Source organism: Stieleria bergensis, assembly GCA_007745635.1.
Lineage (GTDB): Bacteria > Planctomycetota > Planctomycetia > Pirellulales > Pirellulaceae > Stieleria > Stieleria bergensis.
On record CP036272.1, the window covers coordinates 468,772 to 494,509 of the forward strand.

General features: G+C 55.0%; 19 protein-coding genes. 11 read left to right on the forward strand and 8 right to left on the reverse strand.

Translation table 11 applies throughout. The features are described 5' to 3' along the window. Positions 1-139: 139 nt before the first annotated feature. Complete coding sequence (locus tag SV7mr_RS01465) at positions 140-2,047, reverse strand: sensor histidine kinase (RefSeq protein ID WP_145268553.1); 1,908 nt, start codon at positions 2,045-2,047, stop codon at positions 140-142. A gap of 765 nt (positions 2,048-2,812) precedes the next feature. On the opposite strand from SV7mr_RS01465, the gene SV7mr_RS25000 reads away from it, so the two are divergent. Together SV7mr_RS25000 and SV7mr_RS01480 are read left to right on the forward strand one after the other, a co-directional pair. After that, positions 2,813-3,556, forward strand: coding sequence for a hypothetical protein (locus SV7mr_RS25000; protein WP_419187957.1), 744 nt, complete (start codon positions 2,813-2,815; stop codon positions 3,554-3,556). Between the two features lie 189 nt (positions 3,557-3,745). After that, positions 3,746-4,249: a GrpB family protein gene (locus tag SV7mr_RS01480; RefSeq protein ID WP_145268557.1), complete on the forward strand. Its 504-nt coding sequence runs from the start codon at positions 3,746-3,748 to the stop codon at positions 4,247-4,249. Between the two features lie 126 nt (positions 4,250-4,375). Here the strand turns inward: SV7mr_RS01480 and SV7mr_RS01485 are convergent, their stop codons facing one another. Next, positions 4,376-5,806 carry an aldehyde dehydrogenase family protein gene (locus SV7mr_RS01485; protein ID WP_145268558.1) on the reverse strand — a complete coding sequence of 477 codons (1,431 nt, stop codon included), beginning with the start codon at positions 5,804-5,806 and terminating at the stop codon, positions 4,376-4,378. Between the two features lie 2 nt (positions 5,807-5,808). Then, on the reverse strand, positions 5,809-7,434 hold the full coding sequence (gene pgi / locus SV7mr_RS01490) for a glucose-6-phosphate isomerase (protein WP_145268560.1): 1,626 nt from the start codon (positions 7,432-7,434) through the stop codon (positions 5,809-5,811). 156 nt (positions 7,435-7,590) lie between these two features. On the opposite strand from pgi, the gene SV7mr_RS01495 reads away from it, so the two are divergent. From SV7mr_RS01495 to SV7mr_RS01510, 4 genes are all read left to right on the forward strand, one after another. Next, the gene (locus SV7mr_RS01495) at positions 7,591-10,062 is read left to right on the forward strand and encodes a PSD1 and planctomycete cytochrome C domain-containing protein (protein ID WP_419187958.1); all 2,472 of its coding nucleotides are present in this window, start codon (positions 7,591-7,593) and stop codon (positions 10,060-10,062) included. A 145-nt stretch (positions 10,063-10,207) separates the two neighbouring features. Continuing rightward, a complete protein-coding gene (locus tag SV7mr_RS01500; RefSeq protein WP_419187959.1) occupies positions 10,208-11,635 on the forward strand; it encodes a DUF1501 domain-containing protein in 1,428 nt (475 codons plus the stop codon). 501 nt (positions 11,636-12,136) lie between these two features. Beyond that, positions 12,137-12,451 (forward strand): 50S ribosomal protein L21, encoded by a 315-nt coding sequence (gene rplU, locus SV7mr_RS01505; RefSeq protein WP_145268562.1) that lies wholly within the window; start codon positions 12,137-12,139, stop codon positions 12,449-12,451. Further along, complete coding sequence (locus tag SV7mr_RS01510; protein WP_145268564.1) at positions 12,451-13,473, forward strand: serine/threonine protein kinase; 1,023 nt, start codon at positions 12,451-12,453, stop codon at positions 13,471-13,473. Before rplU ends, SV7mr_RS01510 begins: the two co-directional genes overlap by 1 nt. Before the next feature lie 99 nt (positions 13,474-13,572). Here SV7mr_RS01510 and SV7mr_RS01515 read toward each other — a convergent pair whose 3' ends face one another. Together SV7mr_RS01515 and SV7mr_RS01520 are read right to left on the reverse strand one after the other, a co-directional pair. Then, a complete protein-coding gene (locus SV7mr_RS01515) occupies positions 13,573-14,049 on the reverse strand; it encodes a 6-pyruvoyl trahydropterin synthase family protein (protein WP_145268566.1) in 477 nt (158 codons plus the stop codon). 254 nt (positions 14,050-14,303) lie between these two features. Then, positions 14,304-15,299, reverse strand: a complete 996-nt coding sequence (locus tag SV7mr_RS01520) for a hypothetical protein (protein ID WP_145268568.1) — start codon at positions 15,297-15,299, stop codon at positions 14,304-14,306. Positions 15,300-15,490: 191 nt separating this feature from the next. Here SV7mr_RS01520 and SV7mr_RS01525 point away from each other — a divergent pair, with 191 nt between their 5' ends. After that, positions 15,491-17,332 carry a mucoidy inhibitor MuiA family protein gene (locus SV7mr_RS01525; protein ID WP_145268570.1) on the forward strand — a complete coding sequence of 614 codons (1,842 nt, stop codon included), beginning with the start codon at positions 15,491-15,493 and terminating at the stop codon, positions 17,330-17,332. 100 nt (positions 17,333-17,432) lie between these two features. On the opposite strand, the gene SV7mr_RS01530 is transcribed toward SV7mr_RS01525, so the two are convergent. Together SV7mr_RS01530 and SV7mr_RS01535 are read right to left on the reverse strand one after the other, a co-directional pair. Then, positions 17,433-17,714, reverse strand: coding sequence for a hypothetical protein (locus SV7mr_RS01530; protein ID WP_145268573.1), 282 nt, complete (start codon positions 17,712-17,714; stop codon positions 17,433-17,435). A 340-nt stretch (positions 17,715-18,054) separates the two neighbouring features. After that, complete coding sequence (locus SV7mr_RS01535) at positions 18,055-19,425, reverse strand: putative sugar nucleotidyl transferase (protein ID WP_145268575.1); 1,371 nt, start codon at positions 19,423-19,425, stop codon at positions 18,055-18,057. A 316-nt stretch (positions 19,426-19,741) separates the two neighbouring features. On the opposite strand from SV7mr_RS01535, the gene SV7mr_RS01540 reads away from it, so the two are divergent. The 3 genes from SV7mr_RS01540 (at position 19,742) to SV7mr_RS01550 (ending at position 23,227) form a co-directional block, all read left to right on the forward strand. Then, a complete protein-coding gene (locus SV7mr_RS01540) occupies positions 19,742-20,968 on the forward strand; it encodes a hypothetical protein (protein ID WP_419187960.1) in 1,227 nt (408 codons plus the stop codon). A 246-nt stretch (positions 20,969-21,214) separates the two neighbouring features. Beyond that, positions 21,215-22,399, forward strand: a complete 1,185-nt coding sequence (locus SV7mr_RS01545) for an amino acid aminotransferase (RefSeq protein WP_145277898.1) — start codon at positions 21,215-21,217, stop codon at positions 22,397-22,399. Positions 22,400-22,465: 66 nt separating this feature from the next. After that, positions 22,466-23,227, forward strand: a complete 762-nt coding sequence (locus SV7mr_RS01550) for a hydroxypyruvate isomerase family protein (RefSeq protein WP_145268579.1) — start codon at positions 22,466-22,468, stop codon at positions 23,225-23,227. A 96-nt stretch (positions 23,228-23,323) separates the two neighbouring features. On the opposite strand, the gene SV7mr_RS01555 is transcribed toward SV7mr_RS01550, so the two are convergent. Continuing rightward, positions 23,324-24,658 (reverse strand): cytochrome-c peroxidase, encoded by a 1,335-nt coding sequence (locus tag SV7mr_RS01555; RefSeq protein ID WP_419187961.1) that lies wholly within the window; start codon positions 24,656-24,658, stop codon positions 23,324-23,326. Between the two features lie 214 nt (positions 24,659-24,872). Between SV7mr_RS01555 and SV7mr_RS01560 the strand changes: the two genes are divergently transcribed. Continuing rightward, entirely contained in the window at positions 24,873-25,592 is a 720-nt protein-coding gene (locus tag SV7mr_RS01560; protein ID WP_419187962.1) for a LuxR C-terminal-related transcriptional regulator, read from the forward strand. Positions 25,593-25,738: the final 146 nt, after the last annotated feature.

Below are 25,738 nucleotides of genomic sequence, written 5' to 3' on the forward strand. Positions count from 1 at the left end.
CTTCGCACCTGGGACTGTCCCCGGAGTGAAGAAAAGCGATCTTGATGAACTGATGAACTGGGACTGTCCCCGTGGGGATGGGGATTGAGGAACGGGGACTGTCCCCGTGGGGATGGGGTTGTTGAGGGACCGCTGAGTGTTAGCTGTCCGTGTCGGGGGCGTCTTTCTTGATCGCGAATCGGGATGGATCCGCTAGCTGTTGTGCCGCCTGCAACGCTTCATCACTTAATCGCCACGGAAGCTCCACCCAAAAGGTGCTGCCCCGACCAAGCTCGCTCTCAAAACCTACTTCTCCACCAAGCAACTTGGCGAGCTCCTTGACAATCGATAAACCCAATCCCGTGCCCGCAAATTCTCGCGTCAAACCCTCGCCGTCTAATACCTTGCGACTTTGACGAAACTTCTGAAAGATGATGCTTTGATCTTCGTCCGCAATCCCGACCCCAGTGTCTATCACCAATAACCGAAACCGACCCGTCGATAGACCACCCGAAAGGTCCGCCACGCGAATCGTCACCCGCCCACCCTCAGGTGTGAACTTGATCGCATTGCTCAGCAGGTTGTTGCAAATCTGCCCCAACTTGTTGGGGTCCTGGAATGCCGGTTGTAGGTCCTCCGGAAAGTCCGTCGTGACAAGGATCTCTTTCTCCTCCGTCAGTGAACCAATCATGTCGCATTGCGCCGTAATCAATCGCCGTAAATCAAATTCACTACGACGAACTTCCATCTTCCCAGCTTCGACCTTCGCCAAATCTAAGATGTCATTGATCATCTCCAGTAGCAGACGGCCGCTGGTCTGAATGTTCTGCGCATAACGACGTTGCTTATCCGTCAGTGAATCAATCCCGTGCAACACCTCCGAAAAACCAATGATGCTGTTTAGCGGAGTTCGTAACTCATGACTCATATTCGCCATGAAGTCACTCTTGACACGGTTTGCTTCATAAAGCTGCAGGTTGATTTGGGCAAGCTGGTCAGCACGCTCATCAAGCTCTGCATTGATCACACGCTCTTTCTCTTGACTGTCTAGCATCCCACGCAACATCCGGTTAAATGCGTCAGCAAGCTCTCGGAATTCGTCTTCTGATTCGATACTGGCTCGCTGAGACACATCGCCGTGCGTAATGGCATCACTGACGTCGCGAATGTGGTAAAGCGGCTCCAACACCAAGTAACGAATCAACGCGTGCAAGATGTAAAGCGTCGCCGCAACAATAAACAACGCTAATGCAACAACGATGGAACTGATCCAGGTCGTCTGGTCTTCTGTGTCTTTGTACGGCATGGTGACCATCATCACACGCATCGGCGCTAACTCCGCACGCTCCGCTGCAGTTCCCTCCAATGCTTGTGTCACCAACGCTTCTTCTCCATACGGACGATGGCAATCAACACATAACGCAGTCGGGAAAATTGGACGATAGTAGCTGTATCGACCATCGACGGGACCAACCTCTTGATGGACCGGTAGACTCGCCAGCCCTATCGACGGCATCGCGTTTTCTTCTGCATCAATCTCAGCAACAGGCTCCTCGCTAAGCAAGCTTTCCAAACGCTGTGTGAGCTGCTGGCGAAACTGAGGCTCGAGGTCCTGCAAGATCTGCTGCTGCTGTGGATCTTCAGTGGGATGCTCAGGTAGATTCTCAAAACGAAGCTTCGTGTCGCTGCCCAAGAGCGTGAACTGAACGTCGTCACTCTGGACCTCAGCACGCAACTGGTCTGTTAGCGGCACGATGGTATTGTCCCAGTCAGCTTGGTCGTCAGAAGCGTCCGTCGCGATGGCGCTGTCAGCCGGTTGCAAGTCCTTCGCCCGTGGATCAGCTGGCTGCAAATTCGATAGCTCCACGCCGCTATGCAAGAGCAGCAGCTCGAAATCCGCTAGGTCTTGAGCCCGCTGCTGCGCCGTTCGGCGAACCAGTCGCTTACCAAGCGTCTGAACAACGAGAAAAGCACCGCACATCAGAATTGTGAAGGCTGATCCAAAAAATAGCAGACTCTTCCGCTCAAGGCTCATCGAGGAAAACAGTCGTTGGACCAAGCGAATCATAGCGGTGATTGTCTGGGGGGCAGCGTGCGGGGGGCAGGTTCGTCAACAGCGCTAGCCTGCATCGTAGCTCGTAGGCAAAACAGCGTCAGGGGGATTCCCAAATAGCAGGTGCCGCCTGGATCGAAACGGAGGGTCATTCCAGGTGATCAGGTCGCCTGTCTGCCAAACTGTTGTAATCAGTTTTGTTTTGCCAGACCAGCAACTTTTGCCGCTTGTTGTCTTTTGACACCCGACTAGCATGTTCCCGCGGTCCAAGCCGATTCCCTCGTCTTGGATCGTCCCGCCAGTCAGTCCCTCTAAAGGATTCTTTCATATTCCAGCGTCCCCTGTTAGCAGTACGCGGGTTATTGATGAAGGGTTTCCTCTCTCGGACAGCCTGGTGAGGGCGATTTGCCGCCGAAGCATTGGGGATGACCCAGTTGATGATTGACGCAATTCTGCTCGCCATGGCAACCTCGCTGTTGCTCAAAGGGGCTTGTTGTCACCACGACCCAATGTCGATTTTTACCCCTTCCTATCAGGAGTTACTGATTCATGAATCGCAAGGTTCAAGTCATCCTGACCAGTTTGGCCGTTGCAATTTGCTTTGTAAACGCGCCCACTGCATCTGGATGCCAGCTGTTCAAGCGAATAAGTTGCCAAAGGTCAGCGTGCTGCCAGCCGCTGCAGGCACGTGTTCGCGGCCTGTTTTCACATCGACGTTCGTGTTGCAACCCCTGCCAATCGGCTCAGGTTGTCGATCAGCCCGCCGTGGCAGAACCAGCGATGCCAGCAGCGCCCAAAGCCGCTGACACGAAGCCTATGACTGAGCTCAAGCCAGCAACGCCAGCGCCGGCTAAAAAGCCAGCCCCAGCAAAAGCTGACAAAAAGCCAGCCCCCAAGAAACCCGCGCCAGCAAAGGCTGACCCAAAGCAAACGCCAGCTCAGAAAAAGGCTCCCGCAAAGCCAAAAGCTGACGCGAAGAAGCCTAAAGCCGACGCTAAAGCGCCTGCAAAGCCCAAGGCTGACGCCAAGAAGCCTAAAGCCGACGCCAAGAAGCCCAAGGCTCCTGCAAAGCCTAAAGCCGACGCCAAGAAGCCCAAAGCTGAACCCAAAAAGCCAGCTGACAAGAAAAAGCCAGCTGACAAGAAAAAGCCAGCTGACAATAAAAAGCCAGAGCCCAAAAAGGATCAGCCTAAGAAGCAACCAGCCAAGGAGCAGCCTAAGAAAAAGGAGCAGCCTAAGAAAGATGCTCCCGCAAAGCAAAAGGAAGCTGCCAAGCCAGCGCCAAAAGCTGAGCCAAAGCCCGCTGCTAAACCTGCACCCGCCAAGCCAGCCCCCAAGGCTGAGCCTAAGCCCGCAGCACCAGCTCCAAAGGCTGAGCCAGCGCCGGTTGCTCCACCAGCTCCCAAAGTGGAACCAGCTCCAGCAGCTGAACCAGTTCCAGCAGCTGAACCAGTTCCAGCAGTTGAACCAGCTCCAGCGGCTGAACCAGCTCCAGCGGCTGAACCAGCTCCAGCAGCTGAATAAACTCGCCAGAGTCTGCGGCGATTCTCGTCGCATGCCTGAACCATCGATAAACGCTCTCCATCATTTGACGGGGAGCGTTTTTTTGTTGGCTTGCTACACTCTCATGTTGTCGTTTATTGGTCGCCCGAGTCCGCCATCGCTGATTGCTGTGCTCGGGCGAACGAGTCAAGGCTCTGTTGGAATTGCCGCATGAGTATTCGGTTGATGCATTATGATCCGCGCTGGCGGCAAGAATTCCAGCAGACACGCAGCAGTCTTCTGCATAGTTGCCAAGGCTGGGTCACTCAGGTCGAGCACATCGGCAGCACCGCAATCGACGGCCTGATTGCACGTCCGGTCATCGATGTCTTGGCAGTGGTTGACGATGGGCAAACGGACACGGACAGTGCCATGCAGGAGGCCGCGTTACTGATCGAGGGGCTCAACTTTGGTCGCCAAGTGCCACCAATGTGGGCCGCAGAAACCATTTGCCTTGTCAAGCCACGTCGTGGCTTAGAGACACATCGTGTTTACCTGACGTACCCCAACAGCCCTTTCGTCTCCAGCAGCTTAGCAGTCCGTGAGCAACTGCAGTCGGATCGAGAACTCGCCTTGCAGTTTGAGGAACAGAAGGTTCGCTGCTGGAAGGAGTCTGAAGGTGACGTGGATCTCTATGCAGAGAAAATGAGCCCGTACTTTAGCGAGTTACTCTAAGGTTGCCTGGCCGCGACTGCACTCCATGGACCTGGCCCAATTTTAGTCTGCACGAACGACGAGTATTGGGGCGATGTGGCAATCCATCGACGGCGAGCGCAACAAGGTAATCCTTAGGCAGCAGGTTTACGAATCGATCGTCCGTGTGATCAACATGCGGATTTCGGTCATCGATTCGATCGCATACCGAATTCCTTCACGGCCTAGGCCGCTGTCTTTGACTCCGCCATAGGGCATGTGGTCCACTCGCCAAGAAGGCACGTCGCCAATCACCACACCGCCGACGTCCAGTTCGTCCCAAGCTTGTTGGACCTTGTAATGATCTCGCGTGAACACGCCTGCTTGTAACCCATAAGCACTGTCGTTGGCGATGTTGATCGCTTCGTCAAACGAATCAAAGGCTTGCAGGATCGCGACCGGCCCAAACGCTTCTTGGGCACAGAGTGGTTGATCGCGAGCCACATTCTCTAGCAACGTGGCCGGGATCATCGCGTGATCACGCGTACCGCCGCACAGTAGGTTTGCACCGACCGCAATCGCTTGTTGGATCCAAGCCTCTACCCGTTCCGCTTCGCTGACATCGATCATCGGGCCGATGAACGTTGATTCAAGTTTAGGGTCGCCGCAGGGCAGTGCGGTGGCGGCATCAATCAGACGCTGTTTCATGGCCGGATAAATGTCGCGATGGATCAGGATCCGTTGAACACCAATGCAGCTTTGTCCAGACTGATAGAAAGCGCCGATCATGATCCGCTGTGTCGCATCATCAAGATTGGCATCATGGTCAACGATACAGGCGGCATTGCCGCCGAGTTCAAGCACGACTTCCTTTTTGCCGCACCGAGCCTTCATGTCCCAGCCAACATTCGGTGAACCGGTGAAGCTAAGCAGTTTGATGCGGTCGTCGGTCACCAATTGATCCGCGGTGCTGCGACTGCAGGGCAAGATCGAAAACGCCCCTGAAGGCAAATCGGTCTGCGCGAGGATTTCGCCAATCTGCAAGGCGCCAACAGGGGTGCGACTGGCGGGCTTTAAAATAAAGGGACAGCCAGCGGCGATCGCTGCCGCCACCTTATGAGCGGCCAGGTTAAGCGGAAAGTTGAACGGGGAGATGAATCCGCAAGCACCGATGGGCACGCGGCGATACATGCCGCGGTATCCCGCCGCACGCGGAGAAATCTCCAGTTCCAGAACTTCACCCCCGATCCGCACGGACTCTTCGGCGGCAATCTGAAAGGTGTCGATCAAGCGAGCGACTTCGCCACGGCTATCCTTGATGGGCTTTCCCGCTTCGACACACAGCGACTGTGCGAGCTGATCCGCTTGAGCTTTAAATGCTTCCACGCACTGCAGCAAGACAGCCTTGCGAGCAAAGGCCGGCAGGCCACGCATGGCGGCCTCGGCTTGTTTGGCTTCCGCAATCGCTTGGTCAAGGGTTTGACTGTCGGCCAGTGAAACCGTCGTGGCGACTTGGCCGGTGAACTTGTCGATCACGTCCAGTCCACTGGAGCTTTCAACGGGCCGATTGCCAAGGTAGTACGGATAGCTTGCTTGCATGACTAGCCCTTCATGCTGCGGTATCGTTCAATCAGCTGATTCGTTGAAGAGTCGTGTTGCAAGTCTGCGGAGTCGCTTTCCAGTTCAGGGATGATGCGTTTGGCTAGCACCTTGCCTAGCTCTACGCCCCACTGATCGAAGGGATTGATCTGCCAGATCACCCCTTGGGTGTACACGCTGTGTTCATACAACGCGATCAGTTTGCCCAACACAGCTGGCGTTAGCTTCTCAATCAGCAGTGTATTGCTGGGGCGGTTGCCAGCAAACACGCGGTGCGGCGCGAGTGATTCCGGAGTGCCTTCATCAAGGACTTCTTGCAACGTTTTGCCCATCGCGAGCGCTTCACCTTGAGCGAACACGTTGGCGTTCAGCTTGTCGTGATGATCGCCAATAGCGTTGAGTGACTTGGCAAAGGCGATGAAGTCGCAGGGGATCAAATGAGTTCCCTGGTGAATCAATTGGTAGAACGAGTGTTGGCCATTGGTGCCCGGTTCTCCCCAGTAGACAGGCGAAGTTGCATAGTCAACTTGTTGGTTGTCCAGACGCACTGACTTGCCATTGCTCTCCATCGTCAGTTGTTGCAGGTAGGCAGGGAAGCGATGGAGGTACTGGTCATAGGGAAGGACCGCAGTGGTCTGAGCACCGAAAAAGTTGGTGTACCAAACGGTCAGCAAGCCCATGATGACAGGCAGATTCTGGGCCAGTGGAGCGGTGCGGTAGTGTTCGTCCATCTCGCGGAACCCGGAGAGCATTTCGGCAAAGTTCTCTGGACCGATGGCTAGCATCGTGGACAGGCCGATCGCCGCGTCCATGGAGTAGCGACCGCCGACCCAGTCCCAAAAACCAAACATGTTATCGGTGTCGATTCCGAACGCGGTCACTTGTTCAGCGTTGGTCGAAAGCGCGACGAAGTGCTTTGCGACCGCGGATTGGTCGGCATTAAGCCCCGACAACAGCCAATCACGAGCGGTGATCGCGTTGGTCATCGTTTCTTGTGTCGTGAACGTCTTCGACGCGATGATGAACAACGTTTCGGCGGGATCAAGTCCGAGCGTGGCTTCGGCAAAATCCGTCCCGTCGACGTTGCTGACAAAACGCATGGTCAGGCTGCGGTTGCTGTAGTGCCGCAGTGCTTGATAGGCCATCACGGGCCCCAGGTCTGATCCACCGATGCCTATGTTGACAACGTTGCGGATGGGTTTGCCTGTTGCGCCAGTCCACTGGCCGCTGGTGATCGCATTGCAGAAGTGACCCATTCGCTCGAGCACGTCATGAACACCGGGAACCACGTTTTCGCCGTCGACTCGAATGTCGGCTCCCTTGGGAGCACGCAGCGCGGTGTGCAGCACCGCACGGTTCTCGGTCACATTGATCTTTTCGCCGCTCATCATGGCTTCAATGCGAGCGGGCAGATCAGCCTGGTTGGCCAGAGCGATCAGCAGCGACATGGTTTCGCTGTTGATGCGGTTTTTTGAATAGTCCAGGTGCACGCCAACCGCGTCCAGAGAGAACGTTTGTCCGCGGTTGGGGTCGTCGGTAAACAACTCACGAAGATGTAGCGAACCGATCTGGTCGTAATGAGTGTTTAAGTCTTTCCATGCGGATTGCTGGGTCAAGGGGTCAGCCATCGTTTTCTTTGGGTCTCGAGTGTAGGAGCGCGAATTGCCTAGCAATAAAGGGGGCGCTGATTCTACCGCCAGATTGATTGTTATCAGCACGAGTTCATACGACTATAATACGTTGCCGACTTTCATATCATCCCCTGCCTTCATTGATCGACCCAAATGACTTATTTGGATTCCCAGTATCAGCCTTTGCCGCAGGCTTTGTTTTCTCGGCTGATCTGCCGATCCGCGACGACGCCGGGCCGCAATTGGATTGCGTTGATGATTTCCCTCGTCGCGATTCAGTTAAGCGGTCTCGGTCAGCCAGTGGTCGCGGAGACGCCGCTGTCGTTTAACCGCGATGTCCGCCCCATTCTGTCTGACAAGTGTTTCTTCTGTCATGGTCCCGACCAGAACCATCGGGGGGCGGATCTGCGCTTAGATCTGGCTGAATCAGCGGCCGATGTTGCCTTTATCGCAGGATCGTCGCAGGAAAGCGAAATGATTGCCAGGATTTTGGAATCAGACCCCGAGCTGCTGATGCCGCCGCCGGAAACGGGGAAGGAAATTCTGCCTGGCGAGTTGGCGATTCTGCGCCGCTGGATCGATGAAGGTGCCAAGTACGAACCCTACTGGGCCTATGCGACGCCAAGGCAAGTTGCAATTCCAGCGGCCGTCTCTGTTCAGGATGTTCACCAAGTGCAGCCAGCCGCTGGTCCGATCGATCGCCTGGTCCGATTCCAGTTGCAAGCTGAAGGCCTCGCCCCTGCGGCGCGTGCGACTCGACGTGATCAACTGCGACGTTTATCGCTTGATCTGACGGGATTGCCAGCGAACGATCAGCAGGTGCAGGCCTTTGCCGGCGACCCGTCCCCAGGGGCTTATCAGTTGCAAGTTGACCGGTTGCTTTCTTCGCCCGCCTTCGGGGAACGCCTCGCTGAATACTGGTTGGACCTGGTTCGATTCGCAGACACCGTTGGCTATCACGGAGATCAAACACACAATGTCGCGCCGTACCGTGATTATGTGATTGATGCCTTCAATGATGGCAAGCCGCTAGATCAATTCAGTCGCGAGCAACTGGCCGGTGATTTGCTGGACGCGCCAACGGTTGAACAGCAGATCGCAACAGCTTACAACCGCTTGCTGCAGACATCGCACGAAGGTGGCGTGCAGCCGAAGGAGTACTTGGCCATCTATTCAGCGGATCGAGTGCGGAACTTTTCGGCGGTCTGGATGGCGGCAACCGTTGGTTGTGCTCAATGCCATGATCACAAGTACGATCCCTATACGGCGCAGGACTTCTATGCACTGGCCTCGTTCTTTGCGGATGTGGATGAACAGGCGCACTTCAAAAACGGAACCAACTCACTGCCGACGCGTCGTGACCCTGAGATCAACGTGCTTGATCGCACCGATCGCTATCGCTTAGCAGAGCTTGATCGCCGGATGGCTTCGCTGGATGCGGATTCGCCATTGCTGTCCGCTTTAAAAGCGGAGCGTGAGCAGGTCGCAAAGCGGACCGTGCGAACCATGATTACTAAGGCGGTCACCCCGCGTGAGATTCGTCTCCTGCCACGCGGAGATTGGCTTGATGATAGCGGTGACGTCTTGCAGCCTGCGATTCCAACGTTCATGGGCGACATTCGAAAGTCGGCTGGATTGTCAGCCGACCAGCGACCGAATCGCTTGCACCTTGCCAATTGGTTGTTCGATACCCAGAACGGTATCGGTGGCTTGACGGCGCGCGTGTTTGCAAATCGTTTGTGGTATCAATACACCGGTCGCGGGCTAAGTCCCTCGCTCGGTGATTTTGGCGGCCAGGGTGTGCCGCCGAGTAACCCTGAACTCTTAGACTACCTTGCCAACCGCTTGATTGAATCCAACTGGGACATCAAGGTCGTGGTTCGAGAAATTGTCACCAGTGAAACGTATCGTCAGCGGGTGGTGATGGATGCGGACTTGCAAAAGCTTGATCCATATAACGATCACATTGCATCGCAGAGTGGCCATCGCTTGCCCGCCGAAACGGTGCGCGATCTGGTGCTGTCTGTCTCAGGGATGCTGGACCGAACGATCGGTGGAACAAGCGTCAAGCCCTTTCAGCCAGCCGGTTATTACCGGCACCTCAACTTTCCGACTCGGCGTTACAAGCCGGATGGCGGCGCGATGCTGTGGCGGCGCGGCGTTTACACTCACTGGCAGCGGCAGTTTCTGCATCCCACCATGAAGGCCTTGGATGCGCCATCACGCGAGGAATGCACGGCTCAGCGAGCTCGTAGCAACACGCCGCTGGAGGCTTTGGCGCTGCTAAACGATCCGACCTTTGTCGTCGCCGCACAATCGTTGGCCGCTCATGTGATGCAGGATGCGCCAATCCAGCCTGAAGGAAACGCTGCAGCGATTGATCAGCTTTTTCGAGCCGCCTTGGCTCGGGATGCCAACGAGATTGAGCAGCAAGCATTGGCCAAGTACTGGCTGGCAGAGCGGACGCGTTACCAAGGCAATCCCGCCGCGGCATTAGAAAACTTGAAGCTCAGCGAATCCTTGTCGCTGCCTTGGCCAGCGGAATCGACGCCGGCCCAGCGTGCCGCATTTAGCTCCGTTTGCCGTGTGGTCTTGAACCTGCACGAAACGTTGTATCGTCCATAGCAGGCCGCGAAAGGCAGCGTTGCAGGGGAGTCAATTTCCGCGACGCGTCGAAAGTTTAGCCCCAGTATCCTTGTTCGAACGTTTCTGTTGCCACGCGTCAATCTATTTTCAGATGACTTCACTATTGTCCCTTTATTGAGCCGCTATGATGAGTGATCAAAACCGACGGGCTTTTCTAGGTCAAGCTGGGCTTAGCCTGGGCGCTGCCTCGCTAAGCAGTTTGCTCGCGCGAGATGGGTTAGCTGCCGATGCTGCGACGCCCATTGGTTTGCCTCCGGGGCGAGACGGCTTGCCCGATCTTCCGGCCAAGGTGAAGCGAGTGATCTTTTTGTGTATGGCCGGTGGGCCGTCGCACTTGGAGACATTTGATTACAAAGAAGAACTGAATCGGCTCGATGGTCAGCCGATGCCATCCTCGTTTACCCAAGGGCAGCCGATCGCTCAGTTGGCCGGTCAAGCCTTGAAGGTTCAGGGGCATTTGACGAAGTTTCAGAAGTGTGGGCAGAGCGGTCAAACCATTAGTGATTTCCTGCCCTGGCACCAAAAAATGGCCGACGACATTTGCATCATGAAGTCGATGGTCACCGAACAAATTAATCATGATCCTGCGCACACGTTCATGAATACCGGGACCGCCATCAGTGGGCGACCATCCATGGGATCATGGGTGACTTATGGGCTGGGCAGTCAAAGTGATGAACTGCCAGGCTTTGTGGTGATGACCAGCGTGGGTGGTCGCAATCCACAGCCAATCGCCTCGCGGCAATGGTCGTCGGGGTTCTTACCAAGTCAGTATCAGGGCGTTGAATTCAGTGGTTCTGGTCAGCCGGTTCATTATGTGGCGCCGCCGCCGGGAGTTGACGTGGCCGGTCAGCGTGGGCTGATTGATTCGATTGCTGCGATCAATCAATCGCGGCTGCAACAATTTCCTGACCCTGAAATTGCTGCCCGGCTGTCCGCCTATGAAATCGCATTCAAGATGCAGCAAAGCGTTCCGGATCTGATGGACATGTCAGACGAGCCACAGAGTGTGCTGGACATGTATGGAGCCAAACCAGGGGACGGGTCGTATGCCAGCAACTGTTTGCTGGCGCGACGATTGGCGGAACGTGGCGTGCGGTTCATTCAGTTGTACCATCGTGGCTGGGATCACCATGGTGGTTTGGTCAAATACATGGACATCTGCAGTGGGCTGACCGACCGGCCGACGTATGCCTTGATTCAGGATTTGAAGCAGCGGGGAATGCTGGAGGATACCTTGGTGATCTGGGGTGGTGAATTTGGCCGTACGCCGATGTTCCAAGGCAAGGGCGGAGCCGGGCGCGACCATCACATCAAAGGCTTTTCCATGTGGATGGCCGGCGGCGGAGTGAAGCCGGGGATCAGCTACGGTGGAACCGATGAACTGGGTTACAGCGCCGTTGAGGACGTCGTGCACGTTCGCGATTTGCATGCCACGATGTTGCATCTATTGGGAATTCGTCCCGATCGCTTTTCGTATCCGTTTCAGGGCTTGGACATGCGACTGACGGGGGTTGAACCAGCCAGGGTGCTGCATGATGTGCTGACCTAGAGGCCTCTGCCGGAGCCTTGTTGGCGGCCAAGCTTAGGGGTTCGGCTGGCAAACGCGGCCAATTACCCGTTTCGGAGCGATCGAAAGGACGCTCCGTTGGCTCGTCAACGGCAGGTGATGTGGCGCTGATCCGGCAGTTTGCATCGGAGTTAGGGGGGCAAACAGGGGCGTTTGTCCTCGAATTTAGCCCTGTACGATGGCCTGCTCAGCGGCTAGACTCTGGGGCTCGACTGGGACCTGCCCTCGGCCAAATCTGCGATCTGTCGCATGTTTTGGCTGCAAACGCCTGAATTTCGGCGGCTTTGGTCTCAATCACCGCACATTCGCTAGCCAAGCTTGACGCACGTGCATTTTTCAATGCATGGACAAGGCGAGGCAGCCAGTGAATGCTGGCTAGGCTAGATTTGACGACACGGACGCGCGTTCAGTCGCCTGGTTGTGGCCAGTGATTCGCACGATTGAATTCAATAACAAGTATTAAACGTAAGTAAGAAGTTAGCCATGTACGCCATTATCGTTGACGGTGGTCGCCAGTACAAAGTCGAACCAGGAATGGAAGTCGACCTGGATTTTCGTGAAGTGGAAGACGGTTCCAGCCTGACCTTTGAAAAGGTTTTGGCAGTCGGTGGCGATGAGGGCTTGAAGCTCGGCTCGCCAACTGTCGACGGTGCAACCGTGACCGCATCCGTTATCGGCGAAAAGCAAGGCAAGAAGATTTACGTGCAAAAGTTCCGTCGCCGTAAGCACAGCAAGAGTCGTATCGGTCACCGCCAAAAATACACTCGTGTTAAAATCACCGAGATCGCAGGCGTCTAATGCCTTCTAACCGGCTCGACGATTATGAGCTGGGCGACGTCCTGGGTGTTGGCACTGTCGGCACCATCTACTTGGCGGTTGAAAAGGAATCGGGACGTTCCGTCGCGCTTAAAAAATTGCACCCGCGGGTTAGTCAAAGCCCGTTGATACGGGCGCGGTTTAAACGTGAGATGACCATTCTGGAACGTCTCCGTCATCCCAATATCGTTGCCTACTCTGGCGGCGGTCGCGACGATGATGATCAATCGCTGTTCTATGCCATGGAAGTGGTTGATGGCGGCACCGTGGCTGATCTGCTTGAGTTCGGTGGCCCCTTGCCGTGGACCGCTGTTGTTGAGATCACTCGGCAACTCTGTAGTGCATTGCAGTGTGCTCACAACATTGGCATCGTGCATCGTGATCTCAAGCCCAGCAATCTGTTTCTCACCCGTGACGGGGAGATCAAGCTGGGCGACTTTGGCATCGCTCGCGACCTGACGGCTAGTGATCTGACCAGCGATGGGATCACGGTGGGAACCCACGCTTACATGGCGCCGGAGCAAATCACGGGCGACCCATCTGTCTCTGGCAAGGCAGACTTGTACGCTTTGGGATGCTGTGTCTTTGAGATGCTCTCGGGACGCAAGGTCTTCTTGGGGGAGAATTATGCTCAGCTGTTCGATCAGCATCTTAAGCAGAAGCCGCCTTCGATTCGGGATTTTGCAGATTGCCCCGAAGCTTTAGAAGAGGTGATCTTTCACTTGCTGGAAAAGGAGCAAGAGGATCGTCCCTTTAACGCTCGGAAGGTCCAGGGGGTGATGCTCGAGCTGTCAGACGAGTACACCAAGCAGTATCCTTCGAGTGTCTGTGAAGTCGAAGATGAATTCTGTTTTCCAGCCGGTCGCCAAGAGCTTGTCGAGCGGATTCGCCGTCGCTTAGAACCGGTGACGCGCGACGTCAGCAACTCTCGCTTGGGAATTGCAGTGGCCGTGATCGCTTTGATCGCCATCGCCATCGCAGGCTTGTCAGCGCTAAGCCAGTAAGCGGTCGAGCAGATGTCTAGGATGCGATTGCACGCACAAATTGCCAGCAATCGCATTGTTTTTAAGGCATTGGTGCATGCAAGCAGGCCGCCTACCTGACTAGATCTCGTCGGCCATCGCTGCCATGACCACGGTTTCGCCGCTTTCGCCGTCGATTTTGGCTTCGGCAAAGGAGTCATCTGTTTCCCAGATTCTTACGCCCGTGGCCCGTGCGCCGGTTCCCGCCAAAAGTCCCGGGCAGACCTCTTTGAGCAGGTAAAGTGCCATGTTTTCCGCCGTCGGGTTGTATGGCATTTCAAAGTAACGGCAGGGTTTGATGATCTTCAGTCCTTGACGCGCGTTGTCGTCGTCTTGGTGAATCAGGAAGCCGTGATCCCAGTTGTCGTCCAGCCAGGTTTTCATCAGCTTTTTTAGCACTGAGAAGTCGATCACTCGGCCGATTTCATCTTGCTTGTCGCCTTCAACGTAGAAGTCCGCCACGTAGTTATGGCCGTGGAAGTTCTCGCACATGCCGCCGTGGTGCATCAGCCGGTGTCCAGCGCAGAAACGAATTCGCCGCATGATTGTCAGGGACATGGATGGGATCTCAGTTGCAGGAGTGGTGTTCAGAGTCGAAAAACTCGCCCGTCGGGCGATTCGTGTGAGGAAACTATTCTGACGAACTATTGAAAACAGGCAAGTGTTCCCGGCGACTTGGGGTGCGACTGGGTGGTTGGCCGCCAACGGTTCCCCCAGAAACCACACCCCCCCGTAGGTTGCCGTGCTTGCACGCACCAAATCCCCAGAAACCACGTACCCTGCAAACCTACGAGACCAGGTGCTTCGATGGTTCAGAGATTTAGCTGATGAAGGAAGGCTTCGATTTTGAGATGCGTGGTGGTGGTGGCACTGATCACCAGCCAAATTTGATCGCCAATTGTTTGATGGGACATGGTGCTGGCGCCACCCATGTTTTCCCAGCAATCCAAGTCGATGTGTCTTTCAATCTGCTCCATCATTCCACTTGGGTCGACGATCCCGTGGTATCCATAGGTTTGCCTAGGAGTATAGATTCCGCCGAATCCTCCACTGACAAATCCTCCACCTCCGAATCCCATTCCGCCTCCCAAGGCGTTGCCAAGCACAGGGTTGCTCGCTGCACCTTCGGCGTTCAGATCTGGAGCAAGTGGGGTGACATTGTAGAGTCGTTTGACCAGCGTTTCCTCGGCTTCCGATGCCGTGGTGATTGTTAGTTGGCCAGCGCGAACGCAATACGTCAGTTGCAGGTCGTCAAGGATGGCAGATACAGCGACGAGCACGCTGAGGCTATCGGCAGGCTGTCCATCAATCAGTTGGCGTGAAGTCGGTTGCGTCGCGATCGTGCCCTCCTGCCACCATTTTCTTGTTGGCAGTCGGTTGTCTATTTCGCTTGTGACGGGTAGCGCAGGCTGGCGGCGTTGTGGCCGGGAGTACCAAGCGGGCGGTATGTACGTGACGGGCGTCTTCGCATCGAGTGCCTCGTCTTCCAGGGCGCGATGATTGATTCCGATTGGCAGGAACTCGTTCAATTGGTCAACGACATCAGTCAGAGGCTTCTCAGTGATGCGACCTAGGGTGTAGGGTTGATTGAGCGCGCGGAAGATGGCAGCCTCCTGAGCGGCGCTCATCAACGGATCCACGGTCTCGCTGTAAATGTACTTGCCTTGAACGGACCTTCGTTGCCGCTTGCCGAGAGTTGGTTTGTCGGTGCTTTGGGGACCGGTCCAGCTAAGCAGTTGCGCCTGTGCGATTTGGGGCGTCGAAACTGAGACGAGGGCGGCAATGCTGAGCAAGGCAAGGTAACGCATGTTGGCTCCTGGATTGAAAAATCGACATCACATCAAGCGACTTACGAAGCTGAGTGAGCAATTGGCATGCCAAATGCAATCATCGTTGATTAACACTTGTTTGTCACTGCGATGTCTTGGTTTGCTGCACTCATGTAAGCCAGGTGTTGCAAAACGATACAGTTAAGCTCTCGTCAATCAGAGGTGTGGTGATGCGATTCGGACAGGTTGGTTTGTTGGTGTTACTGGTCAGTGCACCGGTGAACTGGAGTTTATCCAGTGCTGCGGCTCAGGGACCACCGGAAGGTCAAGTCAATGTGGTCGACAGCACGATCACGCGGGTCACGGTTTATCAGGATCGTGCCAAGGTCGTCCGCTCTCTGCAGGTCCCCGCAAACGCTCAGCAGCAGCGTTTGCGACTGTCTGATCTGCCGGAGTTGATGGACCAGCAGTCAGTGCGTTGGGAATCGGCTGAGGGAGTGATAGTGCGTTCGCTGTATGTGCAGCCAGCGCTCAGCAATGGTGACAGAGAAGCGCTTGACGAAGAGGTGACCAAGCTGCAGGATCGCCTTGCCGACGCTGTGGCTCAAATTGCCGTGATCGAGCAGGACTTGGAAACGCTTGAGCGACTCGCGCAGTTCTCGGCAAGCAAGGCAGACGGAGATCTCAATCGAGGGCAATTGAATGCCGGTTCGTTATTGGAATTAATGGAGGGGCTGACGAATCGCCGGCGTGCCTTGGCCACGGAGCTTCAGCAAGCGCGCCGCGCAAAGTTGGATGTAGATCGGGACCTGCGTCGCCTAACCGATGGCGTCGGTGCGGCGGCGGAATTTGAGCGGCCTAAACGCAGCTTCAATGTTGATTTGATTGTCGAGGCGGAGCAGGGCGGTCAATTGGAAGTCACTTACTGGGTCAGTGGTGTGGCTTGGACACCCCAGTACATCATCGAGGCTCAGAGCGCTCAAGCCAACTCCGTCAAGCTACAGCTGCGTTTGGATGCTCAAGTGTTGCAGGGTACCGGAGAGGACTGGGACAACGTCAAACTAACGTTTAGCACGGGTTCGCCCTCTTTGCAGGCTGATAGCCCAACCTTGGTTCCGTTACGCGTCAGTGTTCCGGGGATGAATGGTGGTGGCCAACCCACGGCGAATCAATTTGGTTTCGGTGGCTGGCAGGATCAACCGATCATGCAAAATAATCTGCAAGTCAATGCCAGCGCCGCGGAAAGCCAAATCACCGACGTGAATCTGAAACGGATTCCCCCCGCAACGCTGGCCGATGACGCCGTCAAGAACATTGGTGACGAATTCTATTCTGTGGATCAACTGATTTCAGTACCAAGCCAAGACAACTCGTTGGCCGTGACGCTGTTGAATGTTGCCACCGAGGCGAAGACACATCATGTTGTGACGCCGCTACTGAGCCAGTTTGGGTACCGTGAATCTTTGATTGACAACCCAACGGCTCGCGGATTAGTCGGCGGCGGTTGCCAAAGTTACTTGGACGGACGGTTTGTGGGACGCAGCACCATTCCGCCCACCGCTTCATCCGGAAAGATTCGCATTGGCTTGGGCATTGATCAGGACATTCGCGCTCGTCGACAGTTGATCGGTCGCGAAGATAAAACCAAGGGTGCCAATCGCTTGTCAACATTGAAGTATCGCATCACGCTGGCCAATCACTTGGACTCCGTCGCCGATGTACGTCTGTACGATCGTTTGCCAGTCTCGTCCAGCGACAACGCATTCAACATCATGGCGGATGCGAGTACGCTAGGCGAAATCTCTGATGATGCCAGGTATCTGGAATTGCGTCGCCCCGATGGGATTCTGCGTTGGGACTTTGAGCTGCCAGCCAAATCTGTTGATGACGACATCGTTGAACGTGAGTTTGGATACACGATCGAGTTGCCAGCGGGAAAGGTTTTGGACGCGTCAGCGAGTGCGAACCAGATGACTGATGACTTGCAGTTTCTGCAAATGAAAGGCGGCATGGGTGGTGGTATGGGCGGCATGGGAGGCGGTGTCTTCCGCGTTCCAGAGCAGAGTAAGTAGTCGCTTGATCAGTTTTGGGACGCGGTGCCAGCAGCATCGCGTTCCGCGGGCACTGTGAGGCAAGTTCACGGAGTCAAAGCCGGCACTTTCCCGGTCGGCGTCACTCTTCGTTCGGCTGATCGCCCTTTCTTTGCGGGCCGTAGATGGCGTATTTTGCAAAGTCAATCAAGCCCGCGAAGCGGAAACTCGGGTCGACGTAATGTTCGATGACATAAAAAGCAAAGTAGTACGCGCGGCAGAACGCCCAGATGGTGATGGCCAGAAGCAGCGCAGAACGCAGGTTGGCAGACTGAATCAGCAGCAACGCTGACGAAAGCTGTCCTACACAGACGAACAGAATTCCCTTGAACCAAATCACGCGAGGGTTCGTCAGGTCGGCCATGAGCTCACGATGTTGTTTGGGGGAGTGACGTCTGAGGCAGTGTGGTTTGAAGTCACTGGACAACGGGCAGAGACCACAGTGCGTTATCGACAGGCACAGTGCGCTGTCGAGTGACGCAGTGCTCTGTCGAGCGACGCACAAGGCCCCAGGATTTGTCTGCAAACGATCGCTCGTAGAGCAAGTTTCCAGCCAAATCAGAGGATCGCCTACGCAAGCGTCCAGCGTTTTCAAGATGAGGTCGCCCCGGTTGGTTTGCGGCGGAGGCATGCCAGATGCGTTTCCTGCGCTGCCACTCACTGCGGGAATGCGATTCGGATTCGGCGCCAGTTTGAGTGGCCGATCAGTAGTTGTTCTCCGAGGCGATTTCTCGTTCGCTGATCGTCAGTTGATACATGTCTTGGATCAATTGAATGTCACAGGGGCGTTGTGGAACTTTCCGCCGAGCGAACATCCGTTGTTGCGTATTGACCATGACTTCGGCTGGCAAGGATGCTCGCTGGCCAAACAATCGGGCATCATTGACAAAGCTGGGGACGTTGGCGGTGGCAAAACCGTACAGCATGCTGCATGCACCAATGACCTTGCCCGTGAAGATGCTGGTGTTGATTGCTGTCTTGCTGTAGTCGCCCATGATGCAGCCTAAAAACTGCATGCCTGAGGCTATTTTGCGATCGTTGTACTGAATGTTCACTTTGCCATAGGTGTTTTTTAAGTCGCTATTGCAAGTGCCGGCGCCCAGGTTGATCCAGCTACCGAGGTAACTGTGTCCTAGGAAGCCGTGGTGCTGCTTGTTGGTGTAGGGTTCAATGACCGATGCTTCGACTTCGCCACCGATTTTGACGGTGTGTCCCAAAGCAACGCCATCCTTTAACGCGGCATGTTCAATGACGCGTGTTTTCGGTCCGGCATAAACGGGGCCGGAGAGGAAGCAGAAGGGGCCAACGTTAACGCCTTGATCCAGTAAGATTGGGCCGTCATCACATTCGACGACTGCATACTGGCCAATCGTGACGTCTTCACCAACGAACAGACCGTCTTGGATCTCTTTGTATCCACCTTGGGTGAGTCGCCACTGCATCATCTCCGGCATCAGTTGCATGTGATGCAAGATCACTTCGTGTGGCCAGTTGAAAGCGGGGAGCGATGGCAAATCTTCCGCAGATCCAATGGTTTCTGCAATTGCGATCAATTGCCGCGCTAGTCCGCCATCGTTGGGCGTCGTCAAGTTTGTCGCGATTTGGGTCGGCTTTGTTGTGGGCTGTCTTACCGTAGGCGCAAAGGGCGATGAGGTTGCCTGTTGCACGGGCTCGGAAGACTGGGCTTCTTTTGGCAGCGAAATCGCTTGAGTCAGTTGCGGAGTCAGTCTGGCGGCCAGAATGGCGCCACTTGTTTCACAGCGGATCACCTGCGCTCGGTTGCTTTGAATCAGCGTCTTCAGAGATTCAAAGGCCGAGATGCTGGGGACGAGTCGCGCGTTGACAAGCAGCACATCGCTGCCGGTGACATCATCGATGTTCGCGGCGGTTAGGTCATGATCCAAACGCTGAATCTCTGCCAGGTAGCTGCGGATGGAGACGCTTAGCGATCCGTCAAGCAGCTTGAGCCAGTCAACTAACTGTCGGCTTGCGCAGGTGATGGCATAGGCTGGTCGTGCCAACGTAATCGGAAAAATCAGATTGACCAAATCGTCTTCAAAGCAGATGATGTGCATCGAAATGGAGCCCAAGAAAGGGTTGATTCGCCTCGGCAAGGCGGCTGAGGAAGCGTTCCAATGTGAGGGTGAGCCCTCTATCTGGTTAGCTTGTAGCGATTGCGCAAGGTGGTGAGGGCTAGATTGGCCTCACCTGGGTTAACACGGTCATCGCAGGATACCTAGACCCTCACCGTTGCTCAAGGAAAGCTAGATTGAAATGCTTCAAGACTTACCACTTTGTTGAATTGTGATGATGCCCCACACTCATCGACGGCCCGGGGTCTATTCCGACGGCCGGCCACTTATTGACCGATATCGATTTTTTTTCGTCTGCATGATGACTCTCATGATTCATGGAGGTGCAGAAAATCTGCATGCGCAGACGGTAAACTTTGCTGAGGCCACACATGCGACCGGCAAGGCTGACGAACTGCAGTTGGTGCAGTGGATCGATCAGCTCGGTAGCGAATCTTATGTGCGTCGTAAAAATGCCTATCGATGCTTGTTCGTTGAAGCAATGCGCGACTTCGAAAGTCTGCAGCGTGTGCGTGGCACGTTGGAAGGATACGAAGCGGACTCCACGCAGACGGTCAGCGATTTGGAGCGAAGTCGCTCGGTGGATTGGCTGTTGAAAGAACTGCAGCAAGAGTGGTTGGACATCAACTTGCAAGCGTTCAAAACCCAGCGTCCGTTTAAGGAAACGCTGTTGGGGCCCTGGCCGGAGTTTGCTCAGGCCGTTGGTGATCGCTTTCGCACTCGCCAGTTGTATGCTCAAGTCATCAAACGTTATCCACAGATCATTCAGGGAATTGATCTGGAGTTACTCGATTCGATGGAAGACGTTGACCGGTTAAGACGCGACGATACAGTCGGCTGGGCGGGCCATTTGTTCGTCCAGGCTCAGCTCAATCGTCAGATTCGAATCGAGCGGCGAGTTTCCGTGGGTGCGGATCGGGGGCGGCAGGTGGCGTCCAAAATGACCGCGATTTTGCACTGCAATGGTTCGGGGCCGAATGTCGAGTCCGGATTGATGGAGCCTGTGATCACGGATCTGGTGCAAGCTTTCCTGATCGACGCTGGAGTGGACTTGCGCGAGCGCTTGGTGATTGCTTCTCGGTTCGGTTGTCATGACTTGGTCCAGCGTGATTGTCTGTCAGTGCTAAATGATCCCACACAGTCCCCCGCTCGGATTGTCAATGCTCTGTTGATCGCTTCGGCTGTTGATGGCGACGATCAGCAGGTGGACCGGTGGCTGGGGCGATTCTTGAGTGATTCGCGCGTGAGCCATGCTTGGCGTTCTTCACTGCGGCCAGAGGCTCCACGGCGGACGCAGATTCGTGATGTCGCTCTGGCGTTGGCCATGCACCGGTCTGGACTCGATCCGCGCGAACATGGGTTCAAGCTTTTGGTGTCTGACCCGGTGCTGATCTTTCGTCCCTATAGTTTGGGATTTGACAGCGAGCAAAGCCGCCGGCAAGCGCATTCGGGTTGGCAGTTGGCCGTTTCAGGCAAGGTTGCCAGTCAGGCAGTAGGCATTTATCCCTCTGCAGCCGAGAAGTAAGCGGTTTAATTGCCCGGATCGGCTTAGAATTTTCATCCAGGATGGCAGCGCTGCCGGTTGTGGACTACGCTTCTCGGCGGATTTCCTTGCGCCTGGAGCCGATTTTGAAGCCAATTTTGGCTCTTCGAATCGATCGCTTGCTGTTCGCTCAGCTGCCCACAGGGCTCACATTGAATCCGTTCGTTCTGATTCCCCGCCAACAGGTCCTGATTTTCCAGCTCGCATGGCGAGTTGTGCTTCATCATGATTCATCGATTTTCAGTTGTTCCCACAGCGCCACCAGATGCAATTCTTGGGCTGACGGAAGCTTTTAAAGCCGATACCAATCCTGCCAAGATGAATCTATCGGTGGGGGTGTATAAAGACGAAACGGGGCAGACTCCGATCCTGGATGTCGTGAAAGCTGCCGAGAAGGTGATTCTGGAGACAGAGACCACCAAGGGCTATTTATCCATCGATGGGATGCCCGATTATCGTGACCAAGTTCGCGAATTGGTGTTTGGCGAGACCGTTGATGCCAATCGAGTTGCTGTGTTGCAATCACCGGGAGGCACCGGAGCGCTGCGAGTCGCGGCGGACTTCATGGTCGCCCAGTTGCCGAAGGCTCGCATCTGGATTCCATCGCCGACCTGGGCCAACCATCCTGCCATCTTTACTGCTGCGGGATTGCCAAGTGACACCTATCGCTACTTGGGAGACGATCGCACCTCATTGGATCTTGATGGGATGTTGCAGGCCTTGCGTGAGCAGGCAGCGCCCGGTGACGCAGTTCTATTGCATGGTTGTTGTCACAATCCAACAGGCGTCGATCCAAGCCCAGCAGACTGGCAGCAGATCGCTAGCGTGATTGCCGAAAAGCAGTTGCTGCCATTGATCGATTTCGCCTACCAAGGTTTCGGGGACGGAGTCGAAGAGGATGCTGCTGGCTTGCGAACGATTTTGAATGCCGTGGATGAAGCCATGGTTTGCACGTCGTTTTCAAAGAATTTTGGCTTGTACAGCGAACGGGTCGGTGCGGTGTCATTGGTCGCCGCAGATCAGGCCGCTCGCGATGCCTCGCTTAGCCAGTTGAAGCGAGTGATTCGCTGCAATTACAGCAATCCACCACGACACGGAGCTGCCATTGTCGCAACGGTCTTGTCCGATCCAGAGTTGACGGCTCAATGGCGACAAGAACTAGAAGCCATGCGGGTGCGAATCACTCAGTTGCGCCAGCAGTTCGTGTCTGCAATGCAGCAGCGCGGTCATGACTTTGGGTTCCTGCTCAAGCAAAAAGGCATGTTTTCGTTCAGTGGTTTGAATCCGATGCAAGTCGATGAGCTGAAGAGCAAGCATGGAATTTACATTGTCGGCAGCGGGCGGATTAACGTTGCTGGGATGATTGAAAGCAAAATGGATGTCTTCTGCGATGCTGTGGCGTCGGTGATCTAAACGAAGCGATCCCTGATGTTGCCTTTTCTGGTTTGAATGAATTGAACTCTTGCCAATGGTGTGGCGATGCACGCGAGTGTTTGTGTTGATGCGGTGTTTGAAGGTGTTGCGACCGTTGATGCGGTCCGTCGTGTCAAAGCTTGTGGCATTGACGCCTTTGAATTCTGGGGCTGGTGGGACAAGGACTTGCCTGCCATCAAAGATGTGGCCGTTGAATGTCAGATGCAGATCGCCAGTTGCTGCACCAAGTTCATTTCATTGGTCGACGCTGCCAAGCGTTCTGAATACCTGGAGGGACTGGCTGAATCCATCCAGGCTGCCAAGAGCTTGAATTGCCCAACCCTGATCTCGCAAGTCGGTGATTTCTTGCCTGATGTGCCCCGCGAGCAACAGCATGAGTCATTGGTTGAAGGGTTACGTCAGGCAGCTCCGTTGCTGGAAGCCGCTGGCGTGACCTTGGTGTTCGAGCCGCTCAATGAGCTGGTCGATCACGTGGGTTACTATCTTGTGCGCAGTGATGAAGCGTTCGAAATTGTTGATGAAGTTGGCAGTGATTGCGTGAAGGTCGTGTTTGACATTTACCATCAGCAAATCAGCGAAGGGAACGTGATTCGCAACGCCACAGAGAACATTGGCAAGATCGCGCACTTCCACGCCGCGGGGAACCCCGGGCGGAATGAGTTGACTCGCGGCGAACTGAATTTCTCGCAGATCCTGGCTGCCATCGCTGCGACTGGTTACGACAAGTATGTTGGCCTGGAATACTGGCCGCTGGATGACGTCGAAACGGGACTGAAGCAGGCTAGCGAAGTCTTCGGCGCGCTTTAGAGTTCGCTCGGCGACAGTTTGATCGCAACGCCGTTGGCCTGTTGATGTAGCGCACCAAGAGGGTGCGTCCTGGGGAATGCGACTCGTCTAATCATGCTACTCGTTGGGCGATCGAACAAAGGGGTCGCTGAACCGAGGGTCTGCCAAAAACTCCTCGTCGGATAAGGTCTCCAGGAACGCGGCCAAAGCAACTTTGGGTACCTCAGGAAGCGCCAGCCCGTTGGCGGCAAAGTCTTCCAGCAATGGATCAAGGTTTGGGTGCGGACGCACCGACCAGTTGTAGTGTTCAATCACTTGGTCGATCGTGTGGAAACGGCCATCGTGCATGTAGGGTGCCGTCTGCTTGAGGTTGCGCAGGCTCGAGGCTTTGAATTTTCCTTGGTCGGTCGGTTTCCCGGTTGTTGTCGCGACCCCCGGGTCGGTATTTGGCGCATCGCTAGAGTCGATCCCGTTGTTGCTGGCGGTCTGCAGTTGAAAGATCAGCCACTGAGGCGACTGTGGGTCATCGTGTTTCGGCAAATGGCAGTGTGCACAAAGGGCTCGTCCAAAGAATTGTTCTTTCCCCAGGTTTTCTTGATCGGTGAAGTTTGGAAACGGCTTGCGAGGGTCGCCCGTTTGCTCCAGTCCGTGGTCGTAGCGAGATCCGAAGGAAGTCATCGATCGCACAAATTGAGCGAGTGCTTTGGCAATTCGGTCCGATGTAATCTGTTTGTCTCCAAAAGCGTTTTGGAACAGTGGTGGATAAAGCGGGTCTTGAGCAAGTTGCCTGATCAAGGTTGGTAAATGGTGTCCCATTTCAATTGGATCTTCGATCGGCATCAAAACTTGCTTTTCCAAGCTGCCTGCGCGTTGGTCCCAAAACATTTTGCCACTGGCAAAGAATCTTAAGTTAATCAGTGCCATGGAATTGCGTGCCACCGGTTTGCCTTCAAAGCCGACGCTGGTCGGTTTGGGCTCGGCGAAGCCAGCCGCTTGCAGATGACAGCTAGCGCATGATGTGGTCCCGTTAGCCGAGAGCTTGGTGTCATAGAACAACACTCGGCCGAGCGTGGCCCCCTGATGAGTGATTGGGTTGTCAGCGGGCGTATTGTCTAGTGGCTGCAACTGTTTTCTCAAGCTAGCAGGTGCATCAACCTTGCCGTAGTCAAACGGTTGGTCAGGCAGACGCAGTTGTCTGTTGATGGCCGGCTGCGATGAATGTGTTTCAGGTTGTTGCGCAAAGGTGTGTTTACCGGCACAAAGGGCCAGTAGCAAATAGATGGTCGCAAGTGGGCCAACAGAGGGAATGGCGGTAGAACGTCCATGAACTAGACTCGCGGGCTTCGATTTCAAGTTGGCTATTTCATGCCTGCGGTGGTGGTTCATTTCCGCCACGAGAGTGGGTGTGTTCTGTGGCGGATGGTCAAGCAACTCAGCAATTTCATACTTCATCGTATTGATTTGATCCCGACAACGGGTTGGCAAAATCCTGACAAATTCCTGGCAATTGATGCGGAGTGCCGTCATTAGCGACGCGTGACTCTGTGACACACGACAACACCAACACAGGTGTTGGACACGACAGTCGGCGACCAGAACGCATTCCACGCACTGATCTGCCTTTGTCGGAATTCAGGCAATACACTTGATGGAGGCAAAGAACATCATGTTAACTCAGCATACCGCTTACGACCTGCCACGTGCGGCAGACTTTGTTGCACCTTACTTTTTTTATGCCACTCGCACATCGGGTGAGGTGACCTATGTGAGCCCTTCGGTGAGATCGGTACTCGGCTACGGCCCCGATTCAGTGACTGGGTCAAATTACCGAACCTACTTGGTTGAAGGTGATCCACTGAATGAAGACATTCACGAATGTGAGCAAACGGATCTCTCCGGCGGCGGAAGCTTGCACGCGTTGCGTAGTGTTCGAAACATCTACGGCGAACGTCGTATTTTGTCAATCAACACCGTTGCGGTTTCCGAAACGCCTGGTGGTCCGGAAGTTCGCCGTCACCACATCGCTCGCGATGTGACCGATAGCGTGAAAGTGCATCGTGAGTTGATGTCACGCTTGCAGTCCTTGGAAGTGGAAACTCGTAAGTTGACGCTTCAGGAACGCGATGTCGCTGAGCGTCTGCTGCAAGGCATGATGAATCGTGACATTGCTCGTGAGTTGAAGGTTTCCGACCGGACAATCGAGCGTCGTCGGGCTTCGATCATGAAACACTTGAACGCTGCCACGACTCCACAGCTGGTTTCCAAGTTGGTCGAACATGATCTGTTGGCAACGCTGATGGAGAACAATTCAGAAGGCAACTGGCAGTCCGCGAAAAACTCTGCAGCGATCGCTGGACGCCGTGGCGTTCAAGAACACATGCACTAAGCATTAGCAAGCTTGCTAACACGCTTCGCGTCACGTGGTGATTGATTCATTGTCGTTCAGGCATGCTTGGTCGATATCCCGGTGCCGTGCATCGCACGGCAGGATTCGATGGAGCATGCCTTGTTCGTTTTGGCCGCAGCATGATT